Origin of the sequence: Stutzerimonas stutzeri (assembly GCF_024448955.1) — a bacterium.
Classification (GTDB): Bacteria; Pseudomonadota; Gammaproteobacteria; order Pseudomonadales; family Pseudomonadaceae; genus Stutzerimonas; species Stutzerimonas stutzeri_AQ.
Map to the genome: position 1 here is coordinate 1 of NZ_JAMOIH010000020.1, position 15,566 is coordinate 15,566.

Below are 15,566 nucleotides of genomic sequence, written 5' to 3' on the forward strand. Positions count from 1 at the left end.
TTTTTATTGCCCGTTTTGGGCGCCAAAGGGTCATTTCTCACGAAGTGGCCCTTTTTGTTTTGGGCGCATTGAAAGTGGGCGCGCGGTCCCCTTCATCAGGATGAAACGGCTCGCTGTGCTGAATGGTCCGTCATAGACGTTCGGCACAGGCGTGACATCCATCAGCGTCTAGCTTCCAATAGCAGCATTAGCGTCTGACGGCGCACAGCACAGCGAGGAGGATGCATGATCTGGGATCAAGCCGACGCGTTCATAATCGACATCGCAGTCGAGGCCGACCATATCGACGAGTTGGGCCATGCCAACAACGCGGTGTATGTCTCATGGCTGGAGCAGAGCGCCTGGCAGCACTCTCAGAGTCTGGGCCTGGGGGTGGAAGATTATCGTCGTCTGGATCGCGCCATGGCGGTGCTCAGACACGAGATCGATTATCTGGCAGCGGCCTATCTGGGCGATCGTCTGCAGTTGGCAACCTGGATCGTGGATTCCGATCAGCGGTTGAAGATGAAGCGTAACTTCCAATTGGTCAGGCCGGCGGACGGCACGACCCTGTTACGGGCTCAGACGACCTTCGTCTGCATTCAGATGTCGAGTGGCAAGCCCAAGCGGATGCCTACGGAGTTCGTGGAGGGGTACGGCCAGGCTCTGGTTCAGCCTTATCCCCTCGAACTCTAACGAGCCTTCAAATCAGCGCTGTTCCGGTTTGCTCACATCGGCGTCACGACGCTCCTCGGCGTCTTCGCGCCAGTCGTCCTGTACCTCTTTTTTCATTTTTTCATCCAGGGTCGTGCCGTCTTTATTGACATCGGCGGTGTTGGCGCGCTGATGGTTTTCGCTCATGGCGCTACCGTGGGCGTCACCGGCGGCACCGTGCGTGCTGTCATGCATATCGTCCTGATTGGCCATCGCGCTAGTAGCGATAAAGCTGGCAATGACGGCAGCGGTAAGATGCGTGGTTTTCATGGGAGTCTCCGGTAGGTGAATTGGGCCTACTCCCTAATTCCGACTCGATGCATGGAGGATTGTTCGCTTGCAGCGATTGAGCGTTCTGGGCCCAGGATGATGGATAATGGCGCCGCTCAGTCTGGCCTCGTCGTGGGTTCGATGGGTATCAACCGCGTTTTTAAGTGGACCGAATCGGTCCAGAGTCAAGGCAGCCCAGTTGGTTAACAAGCCGCGCAAAATCATTCATGTCGATTGCGATTGCTTCTACGCGGCCATCGAGATGCGTGACGATCCCAGTCTGGCGAACCGACCTATCGCTGTGGGCGGGCTGGCCGACCGGCGTGGCGTCATCGCCACCTGCAACTACGAAGCGCGCGCCTACGGTGTGCGCTCTGCGATGGCGTCCGGGCATGCCCTGAAGCTCTGTCCGGACCTGCTGATCCTTCGGCCCCGTATGGACGCCTATAAGGAAGCCTCGCGAGAGATCCACGAGATCTTTCGTACCTATACCGATCTTATCGAGCCCCTGTCGCTCGACGAGGCCTTTCTAGACGTGAGCGACTGCGAACACTTCTCCGGTAGTGCGACCCGTATCGCCCAGGATATTCGCCGTCGGGTATGGCAGCAGCTGCGTATCACGGTTTCGGCGGGCGTTGCGCCGAACAAGTTTCTCGCCAAGATCGCCAGTGATTGGAACAAGCCTGACGGATTGTTCGTGATCACCCCGGATCAGGTCGAAGACTTCGTGCTGGCGCTACCGGTCGCCAAGTTGCATGGCGTAGGCCGCGTGACTGCCGAAAAGCTCAAACGACTGGGCATTCATACCTGCGCGGATCTACGCACCTGGAAGCGGCTGGATCTGGTTCGGGGTTTCGGTTCGTTCGGCGAGCGGCTCTGGGGGCTGGCGCACGGGGTCGATGAGCGCCTGGTTAAAGTTGAAAGACGGCGTCAGTCGGTCAGCGTGGAAAACACCTACGAGCGCGACCTGCCGGACCTTGCAGCCTGCCTCGAACGATTGCCCGAACTGCTCGAAGATCTCGCCGGTCGGATGGCCCGGCTCGACAGTGGATACCGACCGGGCAAACCCTTCGTCAAACTCAAATTTCACGACTTCACCCAGACGACCTTCGAGCAGGCAGGCGCCGGTCTCGAGCTGGAGGATTACGCTGATCTCGTCGCCGGCGCCTATGCCCGAGGCAAGCGGCCAGTGCGGCTGATGGGCGTCGGGGTCCGCTTGATCGATTTGCGCAACGACTTCATGCAGCTGAGTTTGTTTTAGCTCTCTTGCCGCTGGTCGGCTCCGTCAATTCGACTGTGTTCGTGCTCCACACTTGGTACGAGCGTTGCTGTTACCGATCTAACGCATCTAGCGCCATATTCAAGGCGCGTCCAATCCCACTCCGTTGCCGTTCGTCGTAACTGTGGTTTAACGCTGGAAGACGACACGGTCAATATAAAATAACGGGTTTTTGGCGTGATACGAGTCGCAAAGTGAATGAGTGTCAGAATTTGGACTCGCCCGTGACATTTTGTTAGAGTCTCGCCAATTGCTGAATGGCAATTTGCCATCAGGTAGGAAATGATTGTCCTAAGGTTCGCTGTTCATGGCGTGTGGTTCCGAGTAGTGACAGGAGTTCTTCGTCCGATGGGGTTGTTGTTCAAGCGTCGCAAAGCGGCTACAAGCGGCATGCTGGGCATCGAATGCGGGCCGCAAGGTATTGCGTTGGCACATATCCGGCGCGCGAATGGCGAGGCGCCGCAGTTGCTGTGCTGCGATTTCCTTGAAGGCGAGCCGGCCCAGCAGGCCGAACTGCTCCGGCAAGCCGTTGCCCATCACGGCCTGACTGGCATGCCTGCCAACCTGCTGCTGCATCCTGCTGCGTATCAGATATTCCTGCTGGAAGCCCCGGAGGTGTCGGACGAGGAGCTGCGCGACGCAATGCGCTGGCGCGTCAAGGATCTGCTCAGCGAGCCGTTGGAAAATGTCGCCATCGACTGTTTCAGTCTCCCTGAAGATGCTTACCGGGGACGCACGCGCATGGTGTACTGCGCGGTTCTGAGCAAATCCCGAATGAAGGAGCTCCGTAGGCTGGTACAGCACGCCGGACTGTCACTGGCGAGCATCGACATCACTGAAATGGCGTTTCGCAATCTGGGTCTTCTGGCGGGCGCCAGCGGTATCAATGTGGCGCTGCTGCGCCTGCGTACAAGCGAAGGCCTGATCTGCGTACAGAACGATGCCGACCTGTACATGGCCCGTCGTATCGAGCACGGCTTGGCGCGCGCGAGGCAGGATCTGGCCAGCACGACGTTGGAAATCCAGCGTTCGCTCGATTACTTCGAGAGCCAGTTGGGCAAAGGCTATATCAACCGCTTGTTGCTGCTGCCGATGAAGCAGGACGGCGAGCGCACGTTCGAATCGCTAGGCAGCGGGTTGGCAGTGAATCTGCAGCGGCTCGATCTTCGCGACCTGTTTCCGGGGCAGCCGGCGGGTGAGCTTCCCGAGTCGTCTCAGGCGTTCTGCATCGGCGCCGTTGGCGCCGCTCTACGTCAGGAAACACATTGATGCAGAACATCAACCTCTATCAGCGCGAACGCCGCAACAAGGGTGGCCCGCGGTTGCGTCAGATGGGTCTGGGTGTCGCGCTGATTGCCGCACTAATGGCTATTCATGCTGGGTGGCAGGGTTGGCAACTGCATTCTGCCGGTAAAGCCGCCGAGCTCGCCGAGCGACAGGCCACGCAGGCCGAAGCGCAGCTCGCCGAGGTCAAGGCTGACTTCATCGAGCCGACGCTCGACCCTCTCCTGCCTCAGCAATTGGCTGACCGCGAAGCCGAAAACCGCGAACTTCAGCGCCTGGCCGATTACCTGAAAACGCTCGATGCGCAGCGCAGCAGTGGTTTCGCGGCGCTGTTGCAGGGTCTGGCCGACCGTCATCCGCCACAGGGTCTCTGGCTAACGCAGATCCGCCTGCAGGCAGGTGGTGACGAAATGGCACTGGAGGGCCTGACGCAGGATCAGGAACTCCTACCGCTTTATCTGCAGAGCCTCGGCCAGAGCAGCGCGTTCAGCGGGCGGGATTTCGCGCGGTTCGATCTGCAGCGCGACGAACAGGATTTACTGCAATTCCGCTTGTCCTCAAAGGCTGCGGTGGAGGGGGACGATGAATAAGCTCATCGCCTATTGGCGGGGCCTGGCGCCGCGCGAGCAATGGCTGAGCTACGCGGTGGGGCTAGCCTTGCTGATCATGCTTTACGTGCTGTTGGTCGCCGAGCCGCTGGAGCAGCGGCTTGCCGCCGAGCATCAACGTCAGCAGCTCGCGCAAGCCCGCCAGCTCGAGGCCGAAAACAATCTGCTCGACATCCAGGCCAGGCTCGCCGCCGACCCCAACCTGAGTTACCGGCAGGCCTTGCAGGCAGCGCAAGCCAATCATGATGAGTTGCTTCAACGCATCGACGTGGAAACCAGCACGCTCGTCTCCCCGGCAAAAATGAAAGCCTTGCTGCAGGACCTCCTGCGTAACCACGATCAGCTCAAGCTGATCGCGCTGGAGAGTTCTAGCGCACCGCTGACCTTTCCGGGTGCGCCAGCCGCGGCATCTCTAGAGCAGAAGGCGCCGCCAGTGGTGTTCTACCGTCACGGCCTGCGCCTGACCCTCGAAGGCGGTTATTTCGCTTTGGTGTCCTACCTCACCGCGATCCAGGCCAGCGGCTGGCGCTTGCATTGGGACAGTCTTGATTACGATGTGGATGAGGGCGGCGCCAGCCGGGCGCGCATCATCCTGGATCTGCATACCTTGAGTCGCGATGCGGGGTGGGTGGGTGTTTAAGTCTTCAATCAACATGATCGGCCTGGCCGCCTTGCTCGTCGCTGCGCCGGTCTTTGCCAAGGACCCCACTCAGCCCCCGGCCGGGCGGGTCGTCAGCGATACGCCAGCAGAAGCGGCTGAGCCGTTACGGCTGCAGGCCATTCTGCGAGGCCCGGAGCGCGTCGCCGCCGTGATCAACGGGCAAACCTTTGAGATCGGTGAACGCATCGGGGACGCACGCGTCCTCGCGGTTCGCCCGCACTCCGTTGTCATTGATCGCGAGGGTCAGCGGCAAGAGCTGCGCCTGAGCGCCCCTATCATCCCAATGAGCCGTACCCAGCCATGATGCCGACTCTGTTGCCCCGCCTCGGCGTGTTGAGCCTGTTTTGCCTGCTCGGCGCCTGCCAGACCTTCGAAGATGGCGACCGGCGCCTTTACGAGCAGAGCAACCGTCTGTTCGAGGAGAGTCTGCGGCAAAGCCAGGACAAGGTCGCGCCGCCGCCATCGGTGCAGGCGGCGTTGATCCCGCCGCTCGATATCGTCAGCGGACCGACCGATAGCGGCTCGCGCTTCGATGTGGCGGCTAATGACATGCCGGCTCGCGAATTCTTTCTCAGCTTGATGCAGAGCGCCGGCAAGAACCTGTTGGTGCATCCTGCGGTCACCGGCAACATCACCTTCAGCCTGAGTAACGTCACTCTTGAAGAAGTGCTCGCGGCCGTGCGTGACAGCTATGGCTACGATTACCGCCGTACCAGTTATGGCTATCAGATCCAGCCGAACCAGGCGATCACCCGCACCTATGACCTGAACTACCTCAACGTTCAGCGTCAGGGTATGACCGATACCCGTATCAGCTCCGGTCAGGTCACCAGCAGCGAAGACACGGGCTCCAGTGCCACAGGCACCACGACCAGCACCTCCTCATCGACCGTCAACGCCAGCCAACTGCTGACAAGCAGCAACGTGGATTTCTGGAGCGAGGTACGTGGCGTGATCGAGATGATGATCGGTACGGAGGAGGGCAACCAGATCATGGTCAACCCGCAGGCTGGTCTCCTGGTGGTGCGTGCTTCCAGTAACGATCAGCAGGCGGTGGAGCGTTTCCTGGCACAGGCGCAGCGCAACCTTCAGCGGCAAGTCATCCTTGAAACCAAGATCCTGGAAGTGAGCCTTTCCGACGGCTTCCAGGCCGGCATCAACTGGTCGCAGCTGGGCAGTATCGGCAACGCCGACTTCTCGCTGGGGGTGCAGGGCGACGCCTTGACCGGCCCCAACAACGTCGGCGGCGTCTTCAGCGCAGCGGTCAGCGTCGGCGATTTCACCGGCATGCTGCAGCTGCTGGAAACCCAGGGCGAGGTTCGGGTGCTGTCCAGCCCGCGGATCTCCACGCTGAATAACCAGAAGGCGGTGATCAAGGTTGGTACCGACGAATTCTTCGTCACTGATGTCTCCACGACCACCACGTCCCTGATCGGCGGTACCACCGCACCGGACCTGGATATCACCCTGACGCCGTTCTTCTCCGGTATCTCGCTGGACGTCACGCCGCAGATCGACGAGAACGGCCAGGTCACCCTGCACGTACGACCGACCGTCAGCCGTGTGCAGGATCAGAACAAGAGCATCCAGCTGGGCGGCGAGGACAATGTCTTCAACTTGCCGCTGGCGCTGTCGACGACCCGCCAATCGGACTCCATCGTGCGCGCCCGCAGCGGTCAGGTGGTGGTGATCGGCGGCCTGCTGGAAAACCGCAACACCAATAACGACGCGAACATTCCCTGGGCCTCGAAATTGCCGATCGTGGGTGGCTTGTTTCAGCAACAGCGAAAAGCCCTGGAGCAGACCGAACTGGTGATCCTCATGCGGCCGCAGGTCGTGGATGATCAGGTCTGGCTGGATGAATTGCGCAACAGCGCCGAATCCTTCCGGTCCACCAGGTAACGGCTGGCATGTACGAAGCATTTTTCGGATTGCGCGAAAAGCCGTTCGCGCTCACACCGAACACGGGCTTCATGGTCCAGCTCGCCACCTATCAGGCCTGCCTCAACCTGCTGCGCGTGGCGCTGGCCGAGGGCGAGGGCTTCATCAAGGTCACCGGCGAAGTCGGCACCGGCAAGACGCTGCTCTGCCGCGCGCTGCTGAACGAGCTGGATTCGGCGCGTTATCAGGTCGCCTGGTTGCCCAATCCCACGCTGACGCCCATGGCCTTGCGGCAGGCGCTGGCGCATGAGCTGCACATCGCCAATGTTGCAGACCTCGACAATCACGGTTTGCTCGCGGCGTTGCACGAGCGGCTGATCGAGCTGGCCGGGCAGGGCAAGAGCACCGTTCTGTTGATCGATGAAGCCCAGGCATTGCCCACCGCGACGCTCGAAGCGCTGCGGCTGTTGACCAATCTGGAGACCGAACACCGCAAGCTGCTGCAGGTCGTGTTGTTCGGCCAGCCGGAACTGGACGCCACGCTGGCACGCGAGGATTTCCGCCAACTGCGCCAGCGCATCACCTTTTCCTATGGCCTGCGTCCGCTGGATGTCAGCGACGCCACCCGCTACCTGCAGGAACGCCTTGCCGTTGCCGGCTACCGCGGTGAATCCTTGTTCAAGCCAGCGGCGGTTCGTTTGTTGGTGCGCGGCAGTGGCGGTATTCCGCGCCTGCTCAACATCTTGGCGAACAAATCGCTGATGGTGGCGTTCGGTGAAGGGGCTCGCCAGGTTCTGGCCCGTCACGTACGCCGAGCTCTGGACGATACCGAAGGCGCGCGCCCGTTCTGGCGCAGCCCGTCGCGGCGCCTCGGCTGGACGCTGGCCGGCGGTTGCCTGTCACTGGCGCTGATCGCTGGAGCCTGGCCCTGGCTGGCGCAACTCGCCGAGGTGCTGCCGTGAGCCTGGTCAACGATATGTTGCGTGACCTCGACGCGCGTCGAGCCGCGCCGGCTGAACGCGAACAACTGGACGGCATCCATGCGGTGGACGAAGCCGGCTCGGCCCGGCGCGAACGCTATGATCATCTTCGCCACGGGCTGCTCATCGCGTCGGCAGTCGTGCTGGTGGCCATCGCGCTGTTCGTGCTTTCCAAGCGTCTGGCAACGCCTACCGAGCCAGAGGTGGTATCGCCGGCTCCGATTGAAGAAGTGATGCCGCAAGCGCTGGCCGCGATACGACTGCTGGAGGTGCTGCCGCAGAACGACAGCCAGCGTTTCACTTTGCAACTGCTGCTCGACCGGCCCGTCAGCTACCAGCGAACCGATGCCAGCGGCTCGGTCAGTTTCCAGCTGCAAGACGTTCAGTTCACTGGCGCGCCGCGCACCGGACGCATCGAGACGAACGGGCAGAGTCTGTCCTGGAGCGTCGAGGCCCAGGGCGAGGGCGTTCAGGTGCTACTGGTCGGTATGGGCGATCGGATAAACGTGGCTGATCGGCTCGAATCGGCCGGAGATCGGGCGCAACTGTGGCTGGACGTATCGCTTGCGAATGCCGAGACGGACGTCGAGCAACCCGTTGCATCGCTGCCGGTTGCTGAACAGGCCGATCCAGGCGAAGACGCATTGCCCGACTGGGTCACCCGAGAAGTGGCTCCGGCCGAGCCGGACAGCGTGTCGAAGCCAGCACTCGAACAGCAAGCCACACCGCGCCCAGCGGCAGTTGTAGAGCGCCCGGCTGCGGCTGGGCCCAGCACACTCAGCATCGGTGCGCACCAGCCAGACGCCCTTGCCGAAGCGCGCCAGGCCCTCGCTCAAGGCGAACATTTGCTGGCGATCCGCCAATTGCAGACGCTGCATCAGGCTCAACCGGACAATCCCGAGATCAGCCGTTGGCTGGCTCGCGGCTATCTTGCTGCTGGTGATACCGCCGCACTGCTGGCGTGGTTGCCGGCGCAGTTGGAGGCGCGGCCGTTCGATGCGGAGCTACGCGAGCTGTTGGCTCGCGGTCAGCTACAGGTTGGCGACAAGGCCGCTGCCATAGCCACGCTGCAGCAGAGCGCCCCCGAACTGCAACGCAACGCCGGATATCACGCTCTGCTTGCCGCCCTGTACCAACAGGCTGGCGACTGGTCCGCGAGTGCCGCGACCTATCGTCGACTGATCGCTGCGCGGCCGAATCAGGGCGCTTGGCAGCTCGGGCTGGCCATTGCACTGGAACAGCTCGATCAGGCGCCGCAGGCCGCTCGGCATTATCGCCTCGCATTGCGAGGGCAGGGGCTGGATGGCAGCGCGCGCCAGTTTGCCGCCGAACGCGCCGATTCCCTCGGAGGAACGAAATGACTCAGGATCTCCGTCAGCGCAAGATTCGCCTCGGTGACCTTCTGGTCCAGGCCGGGCTGATCAGCGACACGCAGTTGCAGCTCGCGCTGCAGGATCAGAAACGTACCGGCTCGAAGCTCGGTCGCACGGTGCTCGATCTCGGCTTCATCGATGAAGGGCGTCTACTCCGGGCGCTTTCCGAGCAGCTGCAGATCCCCTTCGTCGAACTCAAGCACTACAAGTTCGATAATCAGTTGACGCAAAGTCTGCCCGAAGCTGTGGCCCGGCGCTTCCGTGTGATCGTGCTGTCGCGCCAGGGCGATGGCCTGCTGGTGGGCATGACCGATCCGCTCGATCTCTTTGCCCAGGATGAGATGGAGCGCCTGCTCGGCAAGCGCGTCCATCCGGCCGTGGTCCGTGAAAGCGAGCTGCTCGGCGCGCTGGACCAGCTTTACCGGCGCACCAGTGAAATCGCCTCGCTGGCCGGCGAGCTAGAAGGCGAACTGCAGGACAGCGACTTCGACCTGTCGCGCCTGGGCGCCGAAAGCAACAGCGACGCGCCAGTGGTGCGCCTGCTGCAGACGCTGTTCGAAGATGCCGTGCAGATGAAGGCCTCGGACATTCACATCGAGCCGGACGAAGGCATGGTGCGCATCCGTCAGCGTATAGACGGCGTGCTCAACGAGCAGGTGATGAAGGAGCAGCGCGTCGCCTCGGCGCTGGTTATGCGCCTGAAGATCATGTCCGGTCTGGATATCTCGGAGAAACGCCTGCCGCAGGACGGGCGCTTCAATATTCGCGTGAAGAACCGCAACCTCGACGTGCGGGTTTCCACCATGCCGGTGCAGTTCGGCGAATCGGTGGTGATGCGTCTGCTCGACCAGAGCGGCGCCATGTTCCAGCTTGAAGGCACCGGCATGCCGCCGGCCATGCTCGAGCGCTTTCGCCGTCTGCTGCAGCGCCCGCATGGCATGGTGTTGGTCACCGGCCCCACCGGCTCGGGTAAGACCACCACGCTCTACGCCGGGCTGTCCGAGCTGAACAGCCCGGAGAAGAAGATCATCACCGTGGAAGATCCGGTGGAATATCGCCTGTCACGCATCAACCAGGTGCAGGTCAACAGCAAGATCGAACTGACCTTCGCCCGCGTGCTGCGCGCCGCCCTGCGTCAGGACCCGGACATCGTATTGGTGGGCGAGATCCGCGATCAGGAAACCGCCGAGATAGGCCTGCGCGCCGCGCTCACCGGTCACCTGGTGCTTTCGACGTTGCACACCAACGACGCCCTGACCTCGGCCATGCGCCTGATCGACATGGGTGTCGAGCCGTTCCTGGTCGCCACCGCGCTCAACGCGGTGCTGGCCCAACGCCTGATCCGTCGCGTGTGCGAGAACTGCATCGAGGACCATCAGCCCGATCCCCGACAGATCGCCTGGCTGGAAAGCCTGTACGGCGAATCGCTGGCGGACGAGCAGTTCAAACATGGCAGCGGCTGCCACCGTTGCCACAACACCGGCTACAGCGGGCGGGTTGGCGTTTACGAACTGCTCGAACTCGACGAACCGATGATCGCCGCCCTGCGGCGCGGCGATCCCCAGGGCTTCGCCGAAGCCGCACGCCGGCAACCGCAATACCGGCCATTGGCGGCCAGCGCTCTGGATTACGCCATCGCCGGCATCACCAGCGTGGATGAAGTCCTCAAGGTCTGCGCCACGCTGGCCGACGACGAGGTGAGCGCATGATGCACCACCTCGCTCCCTTTGTAGGAGCCCGCTCGCTGGCGAATCGGGACGGTACGGCGTTGGCTGATGGGTCCCACGTTCCCACATGGGCACCTCAGAAGGGACGCGCCACGTCCCCGCGACGCGGAGCATCGCGGGCCGCATTCCCACGCGGAGCGCGGAAACGATCAAGGTCTGCGCAACCGTGGCGGATAACCGATGGTTCCCACGCTCCTGCGTGGGCACCCCAGTATGGACGCTCTGCTTGCGGGCGCCGCGGAGCATCGCCGGCGGCATTCTCATGCAGAGCATGGGAACGAGCAACGGCACCTGTTTGCTTCCTAGCGTCGCCGCATTTTTATACCCGCACGAACGCTCCCTCGCCCCTTTGGGGAGAGGGCTGGGGTGAGGGGCGGCATTGCCAAGTAGATGTAAGGCGCCGATTGATCTGGCAAACCGGAGCGCGCATCTGATGCCCGCCTTCCGCTATACCGGTCGCAACGCCCAGGGCGCCAAGGTGAGCGGCGCCCTCGAAGGCGCCAGTCCCGACTCGGTCGCGAGCGAACTACTGTCGCGGCAGATCACCCCGCTCACCATCGAAGCCGAACAGGCACAGGGTGGCGAAGATGCATTGGGCATGCTGCGGCAAAAGCTGCACCGTAAACGCGTCGACCTGGACGAACTCATCATCTTCACCCGGCAAATGTACAGCCTGACCAAGGCCGGCGTTCCCATCATCCGCGCCATTGGCGGCCTGGCCGAATCCAATCGCAATCTGTACCTGCGCGAAGTGCTGCAGGACGTGCGCGCCAGCCTGGAAAGCGGCCTGTCCATGGCTGTGGCGCTCAATGCGCACCCCAAGGTATTCAACAACCTGTTCGTCAGCATGATCAGCGTCGGCGAGAACACCGGCCAGCTCGATCAGGCGTTCAAACAGCTTTCCGCCTACCTGGAACTCGAACGCGAAACGCGCAAGCGCATCAAGCAGGCCACCCGTTATCCGATCTTCGTGCTGGTCGCCATGGGCGTGGCGCTGGGCGTCATCAACCTGCTGGTAATCCCCGCGTTCGCCAAGGTATTTGCCCAGTTTCACGCGCAGTTGCCCTGGGCCACGCGCCTGCTGATCGGCACCTCCAACTTCATGCGCGACTGGTGGTGGCTGTTGCTATTGATGATCGTCGGCGGGCTCTACGGCTTCTTCAAATGGATCGAGACCGACGCCGGCGCGCTGCAGTGGGACCGCATAAAACTGCGCTTGCCCATCGTCGGCGGCATCTTCGAGCGCATCGCCCTGGCGCGCTTCACCCGCACCTTCGCAATGATGTACCGCGCCGGCGTGCCGCTCTTGCAGACCCTGTCGATCAACAGCGCCAGCGTCGGCAACCGCCACATCGGCCGAGCCATCCTTTCCATTCGTGAAAGTGTAGAGCGCGGCGAAGCCTTGACGCGCTCGGCCTACAACTCTGGCCTGTTCACCCCGCTGGTGCTGCAGATGATGGCCGTCGGGGAAGAAACCGGCGCCCTGGACGACCTCTTCATCGAGGTGGCCGACTTCTATGAGCAAGAAGTGGACTACGACCTCAAACAATTAGCGGACGCCATTGAGCCGATTCTCATCGTGGCGATGGGTGTGATGGTGCTGATTCTGGCATTGGGCGTGTTTCTACCCATGTGGGAATTGGGTAGCGCGGCGCAGGGGAGGGGATAACGCGAACAAACTAGCATCTGGCCAGGCTTTTGCTAAGCCAGATACGAAGAAGGGTGCAGTCAATTTCCCGGCTTCGCGTTGCCGGGGCGATAGACGATGAGCTACGGCTCGCGATGCTTTACCGGCGATTCATGGATGAAGGCCGGCATAACGATAACGGCCTGGGCCAAAGGACAGACCGGGGCAGACCAACACGCATGAAGGGCTGAAAATGAAAAAACAACTGGGCTTCACCATGATCGAGCTGGTGGTGGTAATCGCCATCCTCGGCATTCTGGCGGCGGTGGCTTTGCCGCGGTTTATGGATGCGAGCAAGGACGCACATCGAGCAGCGGTGGCTGGAACAGCTGGGGCATTGGGTTCCGCAGTGGCGCTGGTCCGCTCGCAATGGGAGATCAACCGCAGTAAGGCAATCACCAACCCAAACACGAATGTGGCGGGTTTTGGCAGCAACAATGTGGATGTCAATAGCGAAGGTTGGCCGGTTAATACCGAAGGGACTGACCTGCATTGCACGAATCTCTGGACAAACGTATTGCAGGGCTCCATCCCGACAATCACGGGTACAGATCGCGACTACATCCCGACCAAGAATCCGGGCAACACTATTTGCACTTACACCTATCAACGTGACGGCGGCGACGACGTCATCACGTACGACAGCTCCACCGGCCAAGTAGCTTACACCTTCAACTAATGCGTTCCGGGAGAATGCACATGAAAAAACAGCAAAGTGGTTTCACCATGATTGAGCTAATTATGGTGATTGTAATTCTGGGGATTTTGGCGGCGTTTGCGTTGCCGAGGTTTGCGAACTTTAGTTCAGACGCCCGTGCGTCAACTGTTCAAGCACTAGCTGGGTCTATGAAAAGCGCAAGCGCGATAGTCCATTCAGCTTGGCTAGCAGGCGGGAGCACCGGTGGCTCTGTCAAACTTGAGGGTGATGCCGAAGTAACGGTTAACGCTACCGGCTATCCAACTGCTGACGCGGCTGGTATTGGCGCGGCAGTGGATATGGATGGCTTCGAGCAGGTTGGGACCGCCGGTGCTTATAAGCCAGAAGACTATTTGGGCACAGATTGCCGGGTTACATATACGCTCACTCAAACAGGCCTCCCCAAGATTGATGTTGTGGATACATGTAGTGCTAACACCGAGGCTAGTGGTGGCGATAGCACTGGTAGCACTGAGAGCAATGGCTAGTCCTCCGCTTCACAGACCGTAACTCTGTAGGTGGGTGCTTATCCGTCACGCTTGAAGGCCGCTGCGGCCTTATGCTGGCGGGTTCACCCGCCCTACGGAGCTGCTGCCAGCTTCTGTGTGAACTGAGTTTCGAATGAAAAAACAACGCGGCTTCACTATTGTCGAGCTCGTCTTGGTCATCATGATCATCGGCATTCTCGCCGCCGTGGTGGGGCCGCGCTTCTTTGACAGGAAGGTGTTCGACGAACGCCTGTTCTTCGAAGAAACGGTTGCGTCCGTGCGTTATGCGCAAAAGCTAGCGCTCGCCAGCGGCTGCCTGACGCAGGTCAGCCTGAATACCGACGGCTATTTGCTACGGCGGGCAGCCAGTTGTACCTCGGGTGCATTCAACGCCGAGGTGCAGGGACCGGATGGCCAGCTTCCTTTCGCCAACACCGTCCCCGCCGGGGTTACGGTGTCGGCGATTAATTTTCCCGTGGTGTTCGACTCGCTCGGGCGCCCCTCCAGCGCCGCGAGCGCCGCCATAGGCTCGTTCACGTTTAACGTGGCCGCTGAAACCGGGCTAGTGCAATGAAGCGTCAACAAGGTATGACGCTAGTCGAATTGGTCATCAGTATCGTGATCATCGGCATCGCTGCAGCCGCACTATACAGCGCTATGGCTGCGATCATAGGACGCTCAGCCGATCCGATGTTGCGTCAACAAAGCCTCGTGATCGCCGAGGGCTATCTCGAGGAAATACTGTTCCAACCCTACCTGGACCCGACAACCCTGAGTTCAGGAAACTGTGCGAAAACCGACGGCTTGCTCAGGGAGCGGTTCGATGACGTATGTGACTATGCGGGCCTGGATGATCAAGGGGTGCGGGATGCGACTGGCGCTGTGGTCACCGCGCTGTCCGCCTACCGCGTACAGGTTTCAGTCACGCAAATGTCAAACTGGAATGGTGTGCCGGCCAGGCGTATCGATGTCACGGTCGCCGATCCGGCAGGCCAGCGCCTGGAGCTTTCCGGATTTCGTACCTGTTACGGAGAAGTGGATGCCAACGGAATGGATCGATGCCCATGAAGTCTGCACGCGCATTTACCTTGGTCGAATTGATCATGGTGATTGCCTTGAGCGGCATCGTGCTGCTGATGATCAGCAGCGTCATGCAGCGTCCGCTGCAAGCGTTCGTCGATCAGAGCCGCCGCAGTGAGTTGGTCGAGCAGGCAGCGGTCGCGCTCAACCGTATGGCCCGCGACATTCGCCTGGCGGTGCCGAACTCGATTCGTCAGTCCTCCGATGCACACACATTAGAAACCCTGAACGTCGTCCAGGCGGGTCGCTATGTGCCGAATCGGGCTGGTGGTGAGAGTTTGCGTTTTTCCAGCGAGCTCAGCGGCTGTGAGACGGCTAATGGCCGTTGCGACGGCTTCCAGGTGTTGGACCCGGATCTGTCGGTCAAGGACGCGCGTTGGCTGGTGATCAATAATCTTGGTGCGACCAGTGATGGTGAGCCGACGGTGGGCGGGAATGTCTGGGCTTATGCCGATCCTGGCGTCATTACGCCATCAGGTACGACCTTCAGTGCGACAAGCAACGGGAACGAGACCCAGATTACTTTGGGCCTGCCTGGTGGCGCTTTCACTTTTGCCTATGCCTCGGCGCAGCGCCGTTTCTACCTGGCTGACCAAGTCATCGGCTATCGCTGCAATCCAGCCACCAGCGGCGGACAACTGCTGCGCTACACCACAGCGAACCTTTCCGTATCGGCGCCCAATGCCGCGCCGTCAGGTGCCGTTCCGGTCGCCTCCAATGTGACCGCCTGCAGCTTCGCTTACCAGCCCGGCAGTCCCCAGCGACCTGGACTGGTAACGATGAGCCTGACGCTGGCTAGTGACGGCGAATTCATTACCCTCCAGCAACAGGTGCACATCGACAATGCGCCATGAAAGA

The 15,566-nt window shown here is 61.1% G+C and carries 17 protein-coding genes; 16 read left to right on the forward strand and 1 reads right to left on the reverse strand.

What is annotated here, in order from left to right; genetic code table 11:
• The first annotated feature begins 225 nt into the window (after nt 1-225).
• Nucleotides 226-675: an acyl-CoA thioesterase gene (locus NA645_RS18440; RefSeq protein WP_256050181.1), complete on the forward strand. Its 450-nt coding sequence runs from the start codon at nt 226-228 to the stop codon at nt 673-675.
• A 12-nt stretch (nt 676-687) separates the two neighbouring features.
• Here NA645_RS18440 and NA645_RS18445 read toward each other — a convergent pair whose 3' ends face one another.
• Complete coding sequence (locus NA645_RS18445; RefSeq protein WP_256050182.1) at nt 688-963, reverse strand: hypothetical protein; 276 nt, start codon at nt 961-963, stop codon at nt 688-690.
• 199 nt (nt 964-1,162) lie between these two features.
• Here NA645_RS18445 and dinB point away from each other — a divergent pair, with 199 nt between their 5' ends.
• From dinB to NA645_RS18520, 15 genes are all read left to right on the forward strand, one after another.
• Complete coding sequence (dinB, locus tag NA645_RS18450; protein ID WP_256050183.1) at nt 1,163-2,224, forward strand: DNA polymerase IV; 1,062 nt, start codon at nt 1,163-1,165, stop codon at nt 2,222-2,224.
• Between the two features lie 366 nt (nt 2,225-2,590).
• On the forward strand, nt 2,591-3,511 hold the full coding sequence (locus NA645_RS18455) for an MSHA biogenesis protein MshI (RefSeq protein ID WP_256050184.1): 921 nt from the start codon (nt 2,591-2,593) through the stop codon (nt 3,509-3,511).
• Complete coding sequence (locus NA645_RS18460) at nt 3,511-4,116, forward strand: PilN domain-containing protein (protein WP_256050185.1); 606 nt, start codon at nt 3,511-3,513, stop codon at nt 4,114-4,116. Before NA645_RS18455 ends, NA645_RS18460 begins: the two co-directional genes overlap by 1 nt.
• Nucleotides 4,109-4,774 carry a type II secretion system protein GspM gene (gene gspM / locus NA645_RS18465; RefSeq protein WP_256050186.1) on the forward strand — a complete coding sequence of 222 codons (666 nt, stop codon included), beginning with the start codon at nt 4,109-4,111 and terminating at the stop codon, nt 4,772-4,774. Before NA645_RS18460 ends, gspM begins: the two co-directional genes overlap by 8 nt.
• Nucleotides 4,767-5,099 (forward strand): Type II secretory pathway component, encoded by a 333-nt coding sequence (locus NA645_RS18470; protein ID WP_256050187.1) that lies wholly within the window; start codon nt 4,767-4,769, stop codon nt 5,097-5,099. Before gspM ends, NA645_RS18470 begins: the two co-directional genes overlap by 8 nt.
• Complete coding sequence (gene mshL / locus NA645_RS18475; RefSeq protein WP_256050189.1) at nt 5,096-6,697, forward strand: pilus (MSHA type) biogenesis protein MshL; 1,602 nt, start codon at nt 5,096-5,098, stop codon at nt 6,695-6,697. The genes NA645_RS18470 and mshL overlap by 4 nt, the downstream gene beginning before the upstream one ends.
• A gap of 8 nt (nt 6,698-6,705) precedes the next feature.
• Complete coding sequence (locus NA645_RS18480) at nt 6,706-7,638, forward strand: ExeA family protein (protein WP_256050190.1); 933 nt, start codon at nt 6,706-6,708, stop codon at nt 7,636-7,638.
• Nucleotides 7,635-9,017 (forward strand): tetratricopeptide repeat protein, encoded by a 1,383-nt coding sequence (locus NA645_RS18485; RefSeq protein ID WP_256050191.1) that lies wholly within the window; start codon nt 7,635-7,637, stop codon nt 9,015-9,017. Before NA645_RS18480 ends, NA645_RS18485 begins: the two co-directional genes overlap by 4 nt.
• The gene (locus tag NA645_RS18490) at nt 9,014-10,738 is read left to right on the forward strand and encodes a GspE/PulE family protein (protein WP_256050192.1); all 1,725 of its coding nucleotides are present in this window, start codon (nt 9,014-9,016) and stop codon (nt 10,736-10,738) included. Before NA645_RS18485 ends, NA645_RS18490 begins: the two co-directional genes overlap by 4 nt.
• 451 nt (nt 10,739-11,189) lie before the next feature.
• A complete protein-coding gene (locus NA645_RS18495; RefSeq protein ID WP_256050193.1) occupies nt 11,190-12,425 on the forward strand; it encodes a type II secretion system F family protein in 1,236 nt (411 codons plus the stop codon).
• Between the two features lie 211 nt (nt 12,426-12,636).
• Nucleotides 12,637-13,122, forward strand: coding sequence for a prepilin-type N-terminal cleavage/methylation domain-containing protein (locus NA645_RS18500; protein WP_256050194.1), 486 nt, complete (start codon nt 12,637-12,639; stop codon nt 13,120-13,122).
• A gap of 20 nt (nt 13,123-13,142) precedes the next feature.
• The gene (locus NA645_RS20135) at nt 13,143-13,628 is read left to right on the forward strand and encodes a type II secretion system protein (protein WP_272892143.1); all 486 of its coding nucleotides are present in this window, start codon (nt 13,143-13,145) and stop codon (nt 13,626-13,628) included.
• 133 nt (nt 13,629-13,761) lie between these two features.
• On the forward strand, nt 13,762-14,202 hold the full coding sequence (locus NA645_RS18510; protein WP_256050195.1) for a type II secretion system protein: 441 nt from the start codon (nt 13,762-13,764) through the stop codon (nt 14,200-14,202).
• A complete protein-coding gene (locus NA645_RS18515) occupies nt 14,199-14,696 on the forward strand; it encodes a prepilin-type N-terminal cleavage/methylation domain-containing protein (protein ID WP_256050196.1) in 498 nt (165 codons plus the stop codon). The genes NA645_RS18510 and NA645_RS18515 overlap by 4 nt, the downstream gene beginning before the upstream one ends.
• Entirely contained in the window at nt 14,693-15,562 is an 870-nt protein-coding gene (locus tag NA645_RS18520) for a PulJ/GspJ family protein (protein WP_256050197.1), read from the forward strand. The genes NA645_RS18515 and NA645_RS18520 overlap by 4 nt, the downstream gene beginning before the upstream one ends.
• Nucleotides 15,563-15,566: the final 4 nt, after the last annotated feature.